16 protein-coding genes and 1 other RNA gene are annotated in these 15,922 nt (G+C 70.2%); 11 read left to right on the forward strand and 6 right to left on the reverse strand.

The genetic code is table 11. The features are described 5' to 3' along the window. Window positions 1–7: 7 nt before the first annotated feature. The gene (locus GGQ54_RS12700) at window positions 8–544 is read right to left on the reverse strand and encodes a DUF1003 domain-containing protein (RefSeq protein WP_343045955.1); all 537 of its coding nucleotides are present in this window, start codon (window positions 542–544) and stop codon (window positions 8–10) included. Continuing rightward, a complete protein-coding gene (locus tag GGQ54_RS12705) occupies window positions 531–1,826 on the reverse strand; it encodes a magnesium transporter MgtE N-terminal domain-containing protein (protein WP_425487404.1) in 1,296 nt (431 codons plus the stop codon). The genes GGQ54_RS12700 and GGQ54_RS12705 overlap by 14 nt, the downstream gene beginning before the upstream one ends. Window positions 1,827–1,914: 88 nt before the next feature. Here GGQ54_RS12705 and GGQ54_RS12710 point away from each other — a divergent pair, with 88 nt between their 5' ends. Next, window positions 1,915–2,421: a YflT domain-containing protein gene (locus GGQ54_RS12710; protein WP_179445721.1), complete on the forward strand. Its 507-nt coding sequence runs from the start codon at window positions 1,915–1,917 to the stop codon at window positions 2,419–2,421. Here GGQ54_RS12710 and GGQ54_RS12715 read toward each other — a convergent pair whose 3' ends face one another. Next, window positions 2,422–3,888, reverse strand: a complete 1,467-nt coding sequence (locus tag GGQ54_RS12715) for an aminopeptidase P family protein (RefSeq protein WP_179445722.1) — start codon at window positions 3,886–3,888, stop codon at window positions 2,422–2,424. It lies immediately after the preceding gene. A gap of 56 nt (window positions 3,889–3,944) precedes the next feature. Between GGQ54_RS12715 and GGQ54_RS12720 the strand changes: the two genes are divergently transcribed. Together GGQ54_RS12720 and GGQ54_RS12725 are read left to right on the forward strand one after the other, a co-directional pair. Then, window positions 3,945–4,826, forward strand: a complete 882-nt coding sequence (locus GGQ54_RS12720) for an acyltransferase domain-containing protein (protein ID WP_179445723.1) — start codon at window positions 3,945–3,947, stop codon at window positions 4,824–4,826. Next, entirely contained in the window at window positions 4,823–5,392 is a 570-nt protein-coding gene (locus tag GGQ54_RS12725; RefSeq protein ID WP_179445724.1) for a histidine phosphatase family protein, read from the forward strand. The genes GGQ54_RS12720 and GGQ54_RS12725 overlap by 4 nt, the downstream gene beginning before the upstream one ends. On the opposite strand, the gene GGQ54_RS12730 is transcribed toward GGQ54_RS12725, so the two are convergent. After that, complete coding sequence (locus GGQ54_RS12730; RefSeq protein ID WP_179445725.1) at window positions 5,350–5,793, reverse strand: DUF4267 domain-containing protein; 444 nt, start codon at window positions 5,791–5,793, stop codon at window positions 5,350–5,352. The genes GGQ54_RS12725 and GGQ54_RS12730 overlap by 43 nt on opposite strands. A 62-nt stretch (window positions 5,794–5,855) precedes the next feature. On the opposite strand from GGQ54_RS12730, the gene GGQ54_RS12735 reads away from it, so the two are divergent. The 4 genes from GGQ54_RS12735 to rnpB all read left to right on the forward strand — a co-directional run bounded on the left by GGQ54_RS12735 (window position 5,856) and on the right by rnpB (window position 9,063). Continuing rightward, window positions 5,856–6,452, forward strand: coding sequence for a TetR/AcrR family transcriptional regulator (locus GGQ54_RS12735; protein ID WP_246292638.1), 597 nt, complete (start codon window positions 5,856–5,858; stop codon window positions 6,450–6,452). Between the two features lie 89 nt (window positions 6,453–6,541). Beyond that, window positions 6,542–7,246 carry a zinc ribbon domain-containing protein gene (locus tag GGQ54_RS12740; RefSeq protein ID WP_425487422.1) on the forward strand — a complete coding sequence of 235 codons (705 nt, stop codon included), beginning with the start codon at window positions 6,542–6,544 and terminating at the stop codon, window positions 7,244–7,246. A 12-nt stretch (window positions 7,247–7,258) separates the two neighbouring features. Further along, window positions 7,259–8,689, forward strand: coding sequence for an RNB domain-containing ribonuclease (locus tag GGQ54_RS12745; RefSeq protein ID WP_179445726.1), 1,431 nt, complete (start codon window positions 7,259–7,261; stop codon window positions 8,687–8,689). A gap of 30 nt (window positions 8,690–8,719) precedes the next feature. After that, window positions 8,720–9,063: RNase P RNA component class A (gene rnpB / locus GGQ54_RS12750), an RNA gene on the forward strand. A 199-nt stretch (window positions 9,064–9,262) separates the two neighbouring features. On the opposite strand, the gene map is transcribed toward rnpB, so the two are convergent. Further along, window positions 9,263–10,078: a type I methionyl aminopeptidase gene (map, locus tag GGQ54_RS12755; RefSeq protein ID WP_179446601.1), complete on the reverse strand. Its 816-nt coding sequence runs from the start codon at window positions 10,076–10,078 to the stop codon at window positions 9,263–9,265. 101 nt (window positions 10,079–10,179) lie between these two features. Here map and GGQ54_RS12760 point away from each other — a divergent pair, with 101 nt between their 5' ends. The 4 genes from GGQ54_RS12760 to GGQ54_RS12775 all read left to right on the forward strand — a co-directional run bounded on the left by GGQ54_RS12760 (window position 10,180) and on the right by GGQ54_RS12775 (window position 15,230). Further along, window positions 10,180–10,392 (forward strand): hypothetical protein, encoded by a 213-nt coding sequence (locus GGQ54_RS12760; RefSeq protein WP_179445727.1) that lies wholly within the window; start codon window positions 10,180–10,182, stop codon window positions 10,390–10,392. A 22-nt stretch (window positions 10,393–10,414) separates the two neighbouring features. Beyond that, window positions 10,415–12,490: an NAD(+) synthase gene (locus GGQ54_RS12765; protein ID WP_425487405.1), complete on the forward strand. Its 2,076-nt coding sequence runs from the start codon at window positions 10,415–10,417 to the stop codon at window positions 12,488–12,490. Between the two features lie 239 nt (window positions 12,491–12,729). Further along, window positions 12,730–13,644 carry a hypothetical protein gene (locus GGQ54_RS12770; RefSeq protein ID WP_179445728.1) on the forward strand — a complete coding sequence of 305 codons (915 nt, stop codon included), beginning with the start codon at window positions 12,730–12,732 and terminating at the stop codon, window positions 13,642–13,644. 248 nt (window positions 13,645–13,892) lie between these two features. Then, window positions 13,893–15,230: a glutamine synthetase family protein gene (locus tag GGQ54_RS12775; RefSeq protein WP_179445729.1), complete on the forward strand. Its 1,338-nt coding sequence runs from the start codon at window positions 13,893–13,895 to the stop codon at window positions 15,228–15,230. Here GGQ54_RS12775 and GGQ54_RS12780 read toward each other — a convergent pair. Next, a complete protein-coding gene (locus GGQ54_RS12780) occupies window positions 15,176–15,892 on the reverse strand; it encodes a DUF3159 domain-containing protein (protein WP_179445730.1) in 717 nt (238 codons plus the stop codon). The genes GGQ54_RS12775 and GGQ54_RS12780 overlap by 55 nt on opposite strands. Between the last annotated feature and the right edge of the window lie 30 nt (window positions 15,893–15,922).

Consider the following 15,922-nt stretch of genomic DNA (forward strand, 5'->3'; position numbering starts at 1 on the left):
CTCAACCCTACGCGGTCGGCGACCCCCGCTCGGCCTCGGCTTCGGCGCGCTCCTCGGCGAGGGCGTCGCGCAGCTCGCGGCGGATGAACTCACGGGTGGCGAGTTCGCCGACGTTCATCCGGACCGACGCGATCTCGCGGGCCAGGAAGTCCATGTCCGCGCGACTCTGCGCGGCCTGGCGGCGGTCGGCCTCGACCGCGATCCGGTCGCGGGCCTCCTGCCGGTTCTGGGCCAACAGGATCAGCGGGGCCGCATAGGAGGCCTGCAGCGACAACAGCAACGTCAGGAAGATGAAGGGGAAGGGGTCGACCCGCAGCGGCTCGGGCGCCAGGGTGTTCCACAGGATCCAGATGATGATGATCACCGTCATCCAGAGCAGGAACTGCGGCGTACCCATGAACCGGGCGAATCCCTCGGCGAACTGCCCGAACGCATCGCTGTCCAGCCGCAGCCGGGGCAGCCGACGGCGCTGCGTACCGGGGGTGTTCAGCCGGTCGCGCGCGATGCGCTCGCGGCGCGCGCGATCCTCGTCACGATCGGCCACTGTTCACCTCCGCGGTGTCGGGTTCGGTGGCGGGCTCGGGCTCGAGGCCGTCCAGGCCGCGCCCGCGCCAGTCCTCGGGCAGCATGTGATCCAGCACGTCGTCGACGGTGACCGCGCCGAGCAGCCGGTTGTCCTCGTCGACGACGGGCGCGTTGACCAGGTTGTAGGTCGCGAAGTACCGGCTGACGTAGGGCAGTTCCTCGCCCGCCGAGAGCGGCTCCAGGTCGGAGTCGATCAGCTCCGAGACCAGCGTCGAGGGCGGTTCGCGCAGCAGTCGTTGGATGTGCACCCCGCCGAGGAACCGGCCGGTCGGCACCTCCAGCGGCGAACGGCAGACATAGACCATGCCGGCCAGCGCGGGAGTCAGCTCCTCGTTGCGGACCAACGCCAGCGCATCCGCGACGCGGGCATCGGCCGGGAGGATCACCGGCTCGGTGGTCATCATGCCGCCCGCGGTCTCGTCCGCGTAGGCCATCAACTGACGGACCGTCTCCGCGTCGGTGCGTTCCATCCGGGCGAGCAGTTGCTCGGCGATGTCCGGCGCGAGCTCCTTGATCAGGTCGGCCGCGTCGTCGGGGTCCATCTCGCCCAGGATGTCGGCGGCCCGCTCGGCATCGAGCAGCGAGATCAACTGCACCTGCTCGTCCTCCGGCAGCTCCTCCAGCGCGTCGGCCAGGGTCTCGTCCGCGAGCGCCTCGACGACCTTGGCGCGCCGTCCGGGCTCCATGTCGTGCAGCTTGCGCGCGACATCGGCGGCGTGCATGTCCTCGAGCTCGGCGAGCAGTTGCTCGTTGCCGCGACCGCCGCTGGCCAGCCCGGTCAGCTCGGACCAGTCCGCGATCACCACATGTTCGCGACGACGGAAGGCCGGGCGACGGGCGACCGCCACGAGGGCCGCCTCGGCCAGCTCCCATTCCCGGTTGCGGATCGCCTTCATCGCCACATCGCGGATCCGGTAGCGACCCTCGTGGCCGCGCCAGCCGACCTCGCGGTCGAACAGGTCCTCGACCACGAGCGTCTCGGTGTCGCGGCGGGAGAAGCGGCGGGTGTTGATCACTCCGGTGGTGGCGACCTGGGCGGCGTCGATCGCGGAGACCCGCTGGATCGAGATGAAGATCTGCTGGCGGGCGAACAACTCGACCAGCAGCCCGCGGACGCGCGGCGCGCCGGTGCGACCGATCTGCACCACGACATCGCGGACCTTGCCGAGCTTGTCGCCGTCGGGGTCGACGACGGGCAGCCCGCGGATGCGGGAGATGAACACCGAGGTCGTCATGGTCACCGCGGCAGCGTACCTCGCGGGTACGGTACGCCCAGATCGCGCCATGATGGGTAGATTGATCCCTCAGACAACAGCTCGGGAGGCACGCATGTCGCTCAACCAGCCCCGTCAGCTCGGTTCGCTCTTCGAGCTGGAGTTCCCGCAGTCGGTCGGGATCTACGACAAGTACGAACAGGCCCAGGAGGCGGTCGATTTCCTGGCCGACGAGAAGTTTCCGGTGCAGAACCTGGCCATCGTCGGCACGGAGCTGAAGTCCGTCGAGCGCGTGCTCAGCCGGAAGAGCTGGGGGAGTGTGATCCAGCAGGGCATCATCAGCGGGATCGGTACCGGCCTGCTGGTCGGCCTGGTGATGATGATCTTCGGCGAGCCGGCGCAACTGCTGGCCATCCTGCTCACCGCGTTGGGCATCGGCATCGTGATCGGGCTGGTCTTCGCGGTGATCGGTTACGCCATGTCCGGCGGCAAGCGGGACTTCAACTCGGTCAGCCAGATCGTCGCCACGAAATATGAGGTGCTGAGCGAGCACAAGGTCGCCCAGCAGGCGCGGGATCTGCTGAACTCCCGCCCGGGCGCCCGGGCCGCGCAGTTCGAGTGATCAGTCGCCGGCGAGCAGCGGCGCCATCCAGGCCTCGACCTCGTCGGCTCGCCGGGGCAGCGCGGCCGACAGGTTCTCGTTGCCGTCGTCGGTGATCAGGATGTCGTCCTCGATCCGCACCCCGATGCCGCGCAGTTCCTCGGGCACCAGCAGATCGTTGGCCCGCAGGTAGATACCGGGCTCGACGGTGATGATCATGCCGGGTGCCAGGGTGCCCTCGCGGTAGTTCTCGTTGCGGGCCTGAGCGCAGTCGTGCACGTCGATGCCCAGATGGTGGGAGGTGCCGTGCACCATCCAGCGCCGGTGCTGGCCGCCGGTGGTCTTGTCCAGCGACTCCTCGGCGCTGACCGGCAACAGACCCCACTCGGCCAGGTGCCGGGCGATCACGGCGATCGCGGCGTTGTGCACATCGGCGAACTTCGCCCCCGGCACCGCGGCCGCGATGCCGGCCTCCTGGGCCTCCAGCACGGCGTCGTAGACCTTGCGCTGGGCCTCGGTGAAGTGGCCGTTGATCGGAAGGGTACGCGTGACGTCAGCCGTGTAGAGCGAATCCAGCTCCACGCCGGCATCGATCAGCAGCAGGTCGCCGTCGCGTACCTCACCGTCGTTGCGGATCCAGTGCAGGGTGTTGGCATGATCACCGGCGGCGGCGATCGTGCTGTAGCCGGCGTCGTTGCCGACGTGGCGCGCGTGCAGCCCGAAGATGCCCTCGACCCAACGCTCCCCACGGCCCCGGCGGACCGCCTCGGGCAGGTCCGCGACGACAGCGGCGAAGCCCTGCGCGGTCTGCTCGCACGCCTCGCGCATCTGCTCGACCTCGAAGTCGTCCTTGATCAACCGCGCCTCGCTGAGCGCGACCTGCAGCTCGGTGTCGGTATCGCTGTCGGCGCTGTGGCGGATCTCGTCCACCAGTGCGGTGATGTCGGGATCGGCATCGCGCAGCACCCGCACGCGTACCGCATCGGCGTTCTTCTCCAGGGCCGTGCGCAGCTCGTCGATCGGCGCCGTCGGCAGCCCGGTCATCGTGGTCATCTCCTCCAGCGACTCGCGCTGGCCGACCCACATCTCGCCGTAGCGGGCATCGGCGTAGAACTCCTCGGCATCGCGCGGGGCGCGCGGCTTGAAGTAGAGCGTGGCCTCGTGGCCGTCGTCGCTCGGCTCCAGCACCAGCACGGCGTCGGGCTCCCGGTCGGCGCCGAGGCCGGTCAGCCAGGCGAACGCAGAATGCGGCCGGAAGCTGAAGTCGGTGTCGTTGGAGCGGACCTTCAGGCCGCCCGCCGGGATCACCAGGCGCTCGCCGGCGAACTGCTCGGCCAGCCGTTCGCGGCGCGGCGCGGTGTGCGCGGCCGCGGGAAGTTCGGTGACCGCGGATGAGTCGTAGTCCGCCCAGCCGGTGGGGATGAACGCCTTGAACGCCTCGGAGAAGGGGGTCTGGCGGTTCGGGAGCTTCTGCTGCGGCTCGCTCATGACTGTGCGGACACCTCCGGTCGGGGCTGACTGACTGCCAAGGCATCATAGGCGTCGTGGACGTGTCGGCGGAGCTCGCGAAGGCGCGCGATGCCGATCGCATCGCGCGCCTCGGCCTCGCCGGTGAGGCAGCCGAGGTTGCCGCGCTGCTCGATCGGGCCGCCGAGGATGCCGACCTGCTGGCCGAGGTGGCGGACGCGGCGCGGGACCTGGCCGGCCGGGTCGGCGAGTTTCGCGATCATGGGACGTTCGACCCGTGCCGCGGCGAGGAGGTCGCCGTGCTGGCCTTGCTGGCGACGGTCGATGCAGTACGCGCGGAGCACCGTGCCCGCGGCGTACCCGATGACGTCTCGTGGGCCACGCTGGCCGATCTCGGCCAGCAGGTGGCGGTGCATCGGGCGACCTTCGGCGGCTTCGGGTTGCACACCCGCGACTGGCTGCGGGTGGCCTGGTCGGGCGGGCTGTACTGGCTCGGCCGGCTGCAGTTCGAGCTGCTGGATCGCGGTGGGGAGTGGTACCTGTCGGTGCACATCCCCGAAACCGGGCCGCTGGGCCCCGATGTGGTCGATGCGTCGCTGGCGCGGGCGCGCGCCTTCTTCGCGACGCACTTCGACGACCACCGGCCGGCGGGCTTCCATTGCGCGAGCTGGCTGCTCGACCCGCGCCTGACCGAGGTGCTCGCCGAGTCGTCGAACATGGCCCGCTTCCAGCGGCGCTGGCGGCTCGAGCCCGGGGGTCGGGCGGCCAACGGCGAGGCGATCTTCTTCGTCTTCCGGCGCCGCGACGGCCCCGACCCGGCAACGCTGCCGCGGGACACGTCGCTGCAGCGCGCGATCGCCGATCACATCGCGGACGGCGGCCATTGGTACGTCCGCGACGGAACCATCGAACTCGACCCGGGCGACGATGCTGATCAACCAGCGAAGGGTGATCGATGACCGACATCTATCTGGTACGCCACGGCCAGACCGAGTGGAGCGCAGACGGCCGGCACACCTCGACCACCGACCTGCCGCTGACCGCGGACGGCGAACGGGAGGCCGCCGATCTGCGGGGCCGGCTCGATCCGGCCGACTTCGGGCTGGTGCTGTCCTCCCCGCGCGCCCGGGCCCGGCGTACCGCGCAGATCGCGGGCTTCGATCCGGACCGATTGGTCATCGACGACGATCTGGCCGAGTGGGCCTACGGCGACTACGAGGGCGTCACCAGCGCGAAGATCCGCGAGAGCGTGCCGGGCTGGACGATCTGGAGTCATCCCACGCCGGGTGGCGAGACCGCGGAGCAGGTGCGGGTGCGCTGCGAGCGGGTGATCTCCCGGGTCGAGGCGTCCGGGGTGGAGCGGGCCGTGCTGTTCGGGCACGGGCACGCCCTGCGTGCGCTCACCCTGACCTGGCTGGGACTGGATTTCGCGCTCGGCGACCGGTTCCCGCTGGAGACCGGGACGCTGAGTGTGCTCGGGCCCTACAAGGACGGGCGTGCGCTGCTGAGCTGGAACTCGCGCTGAGCGCGCCGCTGGCGCAGCAACAAGATCCCGGTTGCGATCACCAGCGCCGCGGTCAGCGCGTGCACGAAGATCGCGGTCATCAGGTCGCCGCCGTGCAGCGCCACGTTCAGCGCGTCACCGGCAGGGATCGTGGCCATCACGATCATCAGCACGCCGAGCGCGCGGCGATGCCCGGTCGCCAGCAGCGCGATGATTGCCAACCCGCTGGCCGGGTCGCGGATGCCCTTGACCTGGAAGTAGCCCTCCGCCGCCGGGACGACCGCGAAGCCGAATCCTGGCGCGATCGCCGACGGTGCGAACAGATAGGCCAGGCCGATCGCGCCGATGAACAACGCGCCGAGCACGGCCAGCGCGATCGGGGCCAGGCGGGAGATTCGTCCCGTGCGGGGTGTCCGGTCCATATCTAAAAACTAGCACTGCTAGAATAGATGTCAACGCTAGTGATCATTGTTAGGATCTGGTCATGAGCGAGCGCAAGGACCGCGAGCGACGCGAACGCGAGCGGCGGATCGTCGCGACGGCGCGCGAGCTGGCCGAGCGCGAGGGGTGGTCGGCGGTGACGACCCGTCGGCTGGCCGAGCTGATCGACCACAGCCAACCCGTGCTCTACTCGCACTTCCCGAACATGGCGGCGGTGGCCGATGCCGTGGCGATCGAGGGGTTCGCGGAGCTGGCCGCGGCGCTGCGGCGGGCGCGACGCCGGGCGGGCGATGCCCACGCCGCGCTGCTCGCGGTCGCCCGGGCGTACCGGCGCTTCGCGCGCGAGCGGCCGGCCACCTTCGAGGCGATGTTCGTCCGCCCGACGGCGCTCACCTTCGCCAGCGCGCAGACACCGGACGAGCTGCGTGCGGGGTTCGGCGAGCTGCGGGAAGCGATCCGGCCGTTCGCCGGCGAGGAGGGCCTCGATCGCCTCACCGAGGTCGCGTGGGCCACCATCCACGGCATCGTCACACTCGAGGTGCAGGAGCGCGTACCCACCGATCGCGACGGGTCCCGGCTTCGCGTCGCGGTCGATCTGCTGACCGCCGGGGCCGCGCGGGCGGTGCCGGCCACCCATTAGGATCGGCGGGTCGCCCGGCGCCCGGGCCGACCCAGCCAGGAGGTAGTGACATCAGAGCCGATCCCGCCGACCAGCGCCGGCTGCTGGACCTGCAGGCCGTCGACACCGAGACGGCGAAACTGCAGGCGCGGCGGCGCTCCCTGCCCGAGCACGCCGACATCGCCACCGGCAAGAAGCAGCGCCTCGCGATCATGGAGAAGCTGGTCGAGACCGATACCCGGGTCTCCGACCTCGAGCGCGCCCAGCGCAAGGCCGAGGCGGACCTGGAACCGGTACGCCAGCGGCGCGTCCGTGATCAGGAGCGGATCGACGGCGGCGCGGTCACCGACCCCAAGCAACTGTCGGCGCTGATCGACGAGGTCTCCCACCTCGGCCGGCGGATCGGCGAGCTGGAGGACGCCGAGCTGGAGGTGATGGGCGAGCTGGAGGAGGCCCAGGCCGACCAGGCCCGGTTGAACGAGCAGAAGTCGGCGATCGAGGACCGGCTGCGCGGCTGGATGGCCCGCCGCGACGAGCAGGTCGCCGAGATCGACTCCTCGCTCGGCGATCAGGACACCGAGCGGGCGGCGCTCGTCGCCGCCCTACCGGCCGAGCTCGTCGCCTACTACGAGAAGGTCCGGTCCGGCCACGACGGCCTCGGTGCGGCGGCGCTGGTGCAGCGGCGCTGCACCGGCTGCCGGATCGAGGCGAACGCGGCCGACCTGCGCGCCTATGCCGCCGCTGCTCCCGAGGAGGTGCTGCGCTGCGAGGAGTGTGGCCGGATCCTCGTGCGTACCCCCGAATCCGGACTCTGAGACAGGAGCGTCATGCCCGCACGCCCGATCATCGTTCCCGAGGACGTACCCGTCGAACTGGTCGAGGGGTTCGAGAAGCTGATGACCGAGGTCGGCGTCACCGACGACTTCCCCGACGAGGTGGAGCAGGCGGCAGAGCAGGCGTGCAGTGCCTCGCTACCGCTGTCCCCGCCGGACCTGACCGCGATCGAGTTCTTCGCGATCGACCCGCCGGGGGCCAAGGACATCGACCAGATCATGCACCTGTCGCGTGACGGCGACGGCTACCTGGTCCGTTACGGGATCGCGTGCGTGTCTGCCTTTGTCGAGCCCGGGGGACCGGTCGATGTCGAATCGCACCGACGCGGGCAGACCTATTACGCCCCGCACCGTCGCTTTCCGCTGTATCCGCCCGTGCTGTCCGAATCTGCCGCGAGCCTGCTGGCCGGTCAGACCCGGCCGGCGTTCGTCTGGCACATCCGGCTGGACGCGGCGGGCGAGGTGGTCGATGTCGATCTTGGTCGGGCGATGGTACGCAGCCGCGAGCAGCTCACCTATGACGATGCCCAGGCGCGGATCGACGACGGCAGCGCGAGCGAGTCGCTGATGCTGCTGCGCGAGATCGGCGAGAAGCGCCTCAAGATCGAGACCGAGCGTGGCGGTGTCTCGTTGAACCTGCCCGCGCAGGAGGTCGAGGTGGTCGACGGGCAGTGGACGTTGATCTTCCGTGCGGCACTGCCGGTGGAGGACTGGAACGCCCAGATCTCCTTGTTGACGGGCATCTGCGCGGCGAAGCTGATGCTGCGGGCCAAGGTCGGCATCGTCCGCACCCTGCCCGCGGCCGACGAGCGTGCCCTGCGCCGGCTGCGCCGGGTGGCGCGCGCGATGGGCGTACCGTGGCCGGACGACATGGGTTATCCGGACTTCGTGCGCAGCCTGGACCCGGAGACGCCGAAGGGCGTGGCGATGATGTATGCCTGCACGTCGCTGTTCCGGGGCGCCGGTTACCTGTCCTTCGACGGCACCGTGCCGAAGGACAACGAGCACGCCGCGCTGGCCACGCCGTATGCCCACACCACGGCACCCCTGCGGCGGCTCGTCGATCGCTACGTCCTGGAATGCTGTGCGGCGATCGTCGCCGGCGAGGAGGTGCCGGGATGGGTGCGCGAGGCCCTGCCCGAGTTGCCGGAGCAGATGACGGAGGCGGACCGGCGGGCCAAGCGCTTCGAGCGGGGCATCGTGGATCTGGTCGAGGCGCTGGTCCTGCACGATCGGATCGGGCAGTCCTTCCGCGGCACCATCGTCGATGTCGACGACCAGGACGGCGACCGGGGGAGCCTGCTGCTGGAGGACCCCGCCGTCGAGGCGCGGCTGGTCGGCAAGCGGCTGGAGGCCGGCGAGGAGGTCGACGCGACGCTCGAGTCCGCCGACATGGTGACGGGCAAGGTCGAGTTTCGGTCCTGAGTGGCTTGCCGCGCTAGAATTCGGCTTGGACGAGCCAGCCAGGTGGTCGCGGTGCGCATCGCGTACCGAGGAAAGTCCGGACTCCACAGAGCAGGGTGGTGGGTAACACCCACCCGGGGCGACCCGCGGGAAAGTGCCACAGAGAACAGACCGCCCCCGTGAGGGGGTAAGGGTGAAACGGCGGTGTAAGAGACCACCGGCATCCCGGGCGACCGGGATGGCCAGGCAAACCCCACCCGGAGCAAGACCAGACAGGCTGCGTTCGAGGGTTGCTCGCCCGAGCAGCCGGGTAGGTCGCACCAGGCGGTCGGCAACGGCCGTCGCAGATGGATGATCACCCGCGACAGAATCCGGCTTATCGGCTGGCTCGTCCCTCATCGACCGCTCGCCGGGGTTGTGGTGGCCCGTTCCCGCCCGGTGGCGCCGTTATCGACCGCTCGTCGAGCTTGTGGTGGCCCGTTCCCGCCCGGTGGCGCCGTTATCGACCACTCGCCGGGGTTTGGGCTCGTCCGGCGGGGCCGTGCGCGTCGTTATCGACCACCCGTCGGGGTGTGGTGGCCTGCCCGGCCCCGTTCACGGCAGCGTGAGGATTTCCGCGCCGTCCTCGGTGACGACGATGGTGTGCTCGAACTGCGCGCAGCGCGACCCGTCGGCCGTCACCACGGTCCACCCATCGTCCCACAGCTCCCACTCGTGCGTACCGGTCGTGATCATCGGTTCGATCGTGAAGGTCATGCCCGGTCGCAGCATCGTGTCGTAGTAGCTCGCGTCGTAGTGCGGAATGATCAACCCGGAATGGAAGGCGGTGTGCACCCCGTGACCGGTGTAGTCGCGCACCACGCCGTAGCCGAAGCGGGCGGCGTACTTCTCGATCACCCGACCGATGACGTTCACCTGCCGGCCGGGCCTCACGGCCCGGATCGCGCGGGCCAGCGCCTCCTCCGTGCGTTCGGACAACAACCGGGATTCCTCGTCGACCTGCCCGCAGAAGAAGGTGGCGCAGTTGTCGCCGTGCACGCCGTCCAGATAGGCGGTGAGATCGATCTTGACGATGTCGCCGTCGGCCAACGGCCGGGCGTCGGGGATGCCGTGGCAGATCACCTCGTTCACCGAGGTGCACAGGGACTTGGGAAATCCGCGATACCCGAGCGTGGAGGGGTACGCCCCGTGGTCCAGCAGGTACTCGTGCCCGATCCGGTCCAGCTCGTCGGTGGTGACCCCGGGCGCGATGGCGGCCGCCGCCTCCCGCATGGCCCGCGCGGCGAGCCGGCCCGCCGCGCGCATCCGCTCGATCACCTCGGTCGACTGCACATCGCTGCCGGTGTAGGGCAGCGGCCGGTCCCGCCCGACATAGGGCGGTGCGGGGATGTCGCGCGGTACGCGCCGCATCGGCGAGACGGCGTGCGGGCGGACGGGGGCAGCGGTGGGCGACACGGCGCAGATCCTATGCGGCACAATCGCCACTGCAAGCGCCCGACGAGGAGGGAACCATGACCGACACCCCGCGCTCCGAAGCGGCCGGCGACGGCCCCTGGTACTACAACATCGTGACCAAGCAGATCGTGCCCGAGGGCGCCGACCGGGCCGAGAACCTGCTCGGCCCCTATCCGACGCGTGCCGACGCCGAGCGCGCCCTGGAGAAGGTGCAGGAGCGCAACGAGGCCTGGGACAACGATCCCAACTGGAACGACGACGCCGAATGAGGGCCCGGCCGGGCGCACGGTGATGCCAGATTCGATCCCGGACTCGCAGATGGACTTCGACTCCGCGCCGGCGCACGGGTTCGTGCGGGTGGCCGCCTGCGCGACCCCGACGGCGATCGCCGATCCGGCGAGCAATGCCGCGGTGATCATCGAGCAGGCGCGGTTGTGTCACGACGACGGGGCGCTGCTCGCGGTCTTCCCGGAACTGTCGCTGACCGGGTACGCCATCGACGACCTGCACCTGCAGGATCCGGTGCTGGACGCGGTCGGGGAGGCGATCTCCGCCGTCCGGGAGGCCAGCCGCAAGCTGCGCCCGGTGATCGTCATCGGGGCCGCGTTGCGGCACCGCAACCGGCTCTACAACTGCGCCGTGGTGCTGCATAGCGGCGAGATCCTCGGCGTGGTGCCGAAGTCCTATCTGCCCAACTACCGCGAGTTCTACGAGAAGCGGCACTTCGCGCCCGGCGATGATCAACGCGGCGGGACGATCGAGGTGGGCGGGGAGGTCGTGCCGTTCGGCGTCGATCTGCTGTTCGCGGCGGCCGATCTCGACGGATTCGTGATCAACATCGAGATCTGTGAGGACATGTGGGTCCCGGTGCCGCCCAGTTCGCTGGCCGCGCTCGCCGGGGCGACCGTGCTCGCCAACATGTCCGGCAGCCCGATCACCGTTGGCCGCGCCCGCGACCGGCACCTGCTGTGCCAGGCCCAGTCCGCGCGTACCCTGTCGGCCTATCTGTACGCCGCCACCGGCCAGGGCGAGTCGACCACCGACCTGTCCTGGGACGGCATGACGATGATCTATGAGTGTGGCGACCTGCTCGCCGAGACCGAGCGCTTTCCGGACGGCCCCCGGCGCAGCGTCGCCGATCTCGATCTTGACCGGATCCGCCAGGACCGGATCCGGGACGGCTCGATCGGCGACAATGCCCGCACCTGGGGGCTGGACCGCGACGACGACGCCGAGCTCGGTTACCGGACGATCGACTTCGTCGCCGATCCGCCGGCCGGCGACATCGGGCTGTGGCGGGAGGTGGCGCGTTTCCCGTTCGTGCCGAACGACCCGGCGCTGCTGGCCCAGGACTGCTACGAGGCGTACAACATCCAGGTGTCGGCGCTGGTCCAGCGGCTCAGCGCGATCGGTCAGCCCAAGATCGTGATCGGGGTGTCCGGCGGTCTGGACTCCACCCATGCGCTGATTGTCGCCGCGCGGGCGATGGACCAGCTCGGGCGGCCCCGCTCGGACATTCTCGCCTATACGATGCCCGGCTTTGCCACCAGTGACGAGACGAAGACGAATGCGACCGAGCTGGCGCACGCGCTCGGGGTCGAGTTCACCGAGCTGGACATCCGGCCGGCGGCCGAGCAGATGCTCGCCGATCTTGATCATCCGTATGCCTCCGGAGAGCCGGTCTACGACACCACCTTCGAGAACGTGCAGGCCGGGCTGCGCTACGACTACCTGTTCCGGATCGCGAACCACCGCGGCGGGATCGTGCTCGGCACCGGCGACATGTCGGAGCTGGCGCTCGGCTGGTGCACCTATGGCGTCGGCGATCAGATGTCGCACTACGGGGTGAATTCCGGCGTACCGAAGACTCTGATCCAGCACCTGATCCGCTGGGTCGTCGATGCGGACCTGTTCGGGCCCGACACCGGGACGATCCTGACCCGGATCCTCGATACCGAGATCAGCCCGGAACTGGTGCCCGGTGATCAACCGCAGTCCACCGAGGCGGCCATCGGGCCGTACGCGCTGCAGGACTTCACGCTGTACCACGTGCTGCGCTACGGATTCCGGCCGAGCAAGATCGCATTCCTGGCCAGGCATGCGTGGGCCGATGTCGATGCCGGCGCGTGGCCGCCGAACTTCCCCGATCCCAAGAAGATCGCCTACGACCTGCCGACGATCAGGCACTGGCTGGAGGTCTTTCTGAAGCGCTACTTCGCGTTCAGCCAGTTCAAGCGCTCGGCGATGCCGAACGGGCCGAAGGTGGTGGCCGGGGGTTCGCTGTCGCCGCGCGGCGACTGGCGCGCGCCGTCCGACGGCAATGCCCGGGCGTGGCTCGCGGACTGGGAGAGGATCCCGAAGGGCTGACCGGGGCGGCTGCGCGCGCCGGGTCGGTGGTTGCGCGCTACAAGTGACCACTGGTCAGGGCCAGAAGTGACCACTGGTCAGGGTTTGGGCCGGCCTCCGGCGCTCGTGCCCGCCGTTACCGACCACTCGCCCGAGAAGTGGCCAGGAAACGCGTCGGCCGCGGCCGAACTCGTTGTTGCCCTGTGGACAACCCCCGCTCGGGGGCGCGATCACCGCGCGCGGCACGGCAACGTTGCCGGATGCGATTCGACAACGGGCGGCCCTTCACCACCGCACAGTGGCTCGCGGCCGGGCGCAGGCGCACGCAGTTGCGGGGCCCGGCGTATCAACGCCTGTTCCACGGCTGCTACGTGGCGACCGGCACCGTGATCACGCCGAAGCTGCTCGCCCGCGCGGCGCTACTGGTACGCCCGAGCGCGGAGTTCGTCACCCACCACACCGCGGCGCGGCTGCTGGGGGCGATCGTCCCCGACACCTGCGAGACGCACGTCGGCGCGGTGGCGGGCGCGCGTTCGCGGCGCGAGGCGGTGGTGCAGCACCGGTACGCGACACGCCCCGCGACGGTGCGCCACGACGGGGTGAGGATGACGTCGCCGACGCAGACCTTCCTCGATCTGGCGGCCCGGCTCGACCTGGTCGACCTGGTGGTCCTCGGCGATTCGCTGGTACGCCGGCGCGGGATCGACCCGCCCCGGCTCGTCGAGGCGGCTCGAGACCTGGGCCGTGGGCGTGGCGGGATCAATGCGCGGCGCGCGGCCGCGCTGGTACGCCGCGGCGTGGACTCGCCCGGCGAGACGCGTCTTCGGATGCTGCTCGTGCTCGCCGGCCTGCCCGAGCCCGAGATCAACATCGAGCTGCGCGACGCGCACGGCGCGGTCCGGCGCCGCCTCGATCTCGGCCACCGTGCCGAACGCCTCGCGCTGGAGTACGACGGTCGCCACCACATCGAGCGCGAACGGCAGTGGGAGGACGACATCACTCGACGCGAGGAGATCGGCGCCGATGGCTGGGAGTTCTTGATCTTCGTCGCCCGGGACCTGTCCGTCACGCCCGCGCACACCCTGCAGCGGGTGTGCGCGGGCATGCGCCGGCACGGGATGCGGGTCCCGCGGCTGCGCACCGAGTGGCAGCGGCACTTCCCCGGCCGCGGGTGATCGATGTGCGGGCGGTCGAGTGATCAGTTGCGCCGGAACCCGGGCGAGTGGTCGGTTTCGGCGCGAGTGTGAGGGCTCAAGCCGCCACAACCCGGGCGAGTGGTCGGTTTCGGCGTGAGAGGGAGGGGGTCGGGTCGCCACAACCCGGGCGTGTGGTCGGTTTCGGCGCGAGGCGGCGCGGCGACCCACGCGGCGCGGCGATCCAACCTGTAACGCGACCGTTACACGGTGGCAGGCACACTGAGCGCATGGACAAGCAGACAGAGTTCGTCTTGCGGGCCATCGAGGAACGCGACATCCGCTTCGTCCGGCTCTGGTTCACCGATGTGCTCGGCTTCCTCAAGTCGGTGGCCATCGCCCCCGCGGAGTTGGAGGGCGCCTTCGCCGAGGGGATCGGCTTCGACGGCTCCGCGATCGAGGGCCTGGCGCGCGTACACGAGTCCGACATGGTCGCCCACCCGGACCCGACCACGTTCCAGGTGCTGCCCTGGCGCGGCGCCGAGGCCGGCACGGCCCGGATGTTCTGCGACATCAAGCTCCCCGACGGTTCGCCCAGCTATGCCGACCCGCGATTCGTGCTGAAGCGGGCGATGCGGAAGGCGGCCGATCTGGGCTTCTCCTTCTACACCCATCCCGAGATCGAGTTCTTCCTGCTTCGCGACGGGTTGATCCCCGGCCAGAGTCCGGAGCCGATCGACCGCGGCGGATTCTTCGACCACACGGTGACCGGCCCGGGCAGCGACTTCCGTCGTCAGGCGATCACGATCCTCGAGCAGATGGGCATCTCGGTCGAGTTCTCCCACCACGAGGGCGCGCCCGGCCAGCAGGAGATCGACCTGCGCTACGCCGACGGGTTGTCGATGGCCGACAACATCCAAACCTTTCGGGTGGTGGTACGCGAGGTCGCGCGCCTGCACGACATCCACGCGACCTTCATGCCGAAGCCGTTCAGCGAGTACCCCGGCTCCGGGATGCACACCCACATGTCGCTCTTCTCCGGCGACGAGAACGCCTTCTACGACGGCGCGGACGAGTTCCACATGTCGACGATCGCCCGGCAGTTCACCGCCGGCGTGCTCGCCCACTCGCGCGAGATCAGCGCCGTCACCAACCAGTTCGTCAACTCCTACAAGCGCCTCGCCGGGTTCACCGAGGCGCCGAGCTATGTCTGCTGGGGGCGCAACAACCGCTCGGCGCTGGTCCGGGTTCCCGGATACAAGCCGCAGAAGGGATCCTCGGCGCGGATCGAGGTACGCTCGATCGACTCCGCCGCCAACCCCTACCTGGCCTACGCCCTCGTCCTGCGCGCGGGGCTGGCGGGCGTCGAGGGTGGCTACGAGTTGCCCCCGGAGGCCGAGGACGACGTCTGGTCGCTGACCGACCGCGAGCGCCGGGCGCTGGGGATCGAGCCGCTGCCGCGCAATCTCGACGAGGCGGTCGGCCTGATGGAACGCTCCGAACTCGCCGCCGACACGCTCGGCGAGCACGTCTTCGACTTCTTCCTGCGCAACAAGCGGGCGGAGTTCGAGGACTACCGCTCCCGGGTCACCCCGTTCGAGCTGGAGCGGTTGCTCCCGGTCATCTGATCGCCCGCGGGCACCGGATGCCGCAGGCCCGGGTGCCCCGGCGGCAGCGCGCGGCGCAGCACCCACCAACTGACCGCCAGGCAGGCGGCGACCAACGGCCAGGTCAGCACCAGCCGGGCGATGCCGAGCGCCACCGGAAGGTTGGCCAGCCACAGCGTCCCGAACACGAGCACCCGGACCGCGTACTGGCCGACCCAGACCCAGCTCGCCAACCGGTACGCGCGTGCCAGCGACGGGTCGGACCGCCAGCGGCCATGCTGCCGCAGGACCAGACCGACGATGACGCCCAGCAGCGGCCGGCGGATCACGATGCTGGTCGCCCAGGCCAGGGCACTGGCGATGTTGCCGACGATCTGTAGCAAGAAGAAGTCGGCGGCCCGGCCGGTGCTCAAGGCGATCAGCGCGGCCACGGCGACCGCCAACACACCGAGCAGCACGGCGCGGGGCTTGCGGCCGCGGGCCAGCGCCCATGCGGCCAGCGCCGCCCCCACACCGATCGCCGCGACGGCCCCGACCGCGACCTCGCCGCCGCTCAGTCCCCAACCCGCGAGGAAGCCCGCGGTCGGCAGGCTCGCCTCCACGGCGGCCCGGCGCCCGCCAAGGATGCTCGCGAGTGAATCGTCGCCGGCAGCCGGAGTCGCGGGCTCGGTCGACGTGGTCACGCACCTAGGTTAGGTCGCCCTTAGCCGGTC

The sequence above is a fragment of the Naumannella cuiyingiana genome (genome assembly GCF_013408305.1).
GTDB classification, from domain to species: domain Bacteria; phylum Actinomycetota; class Actinomycetes; order Propionibacteriales; family Propionibacteriaceae; genus Naumannella; species Naumannella cuiyingiana.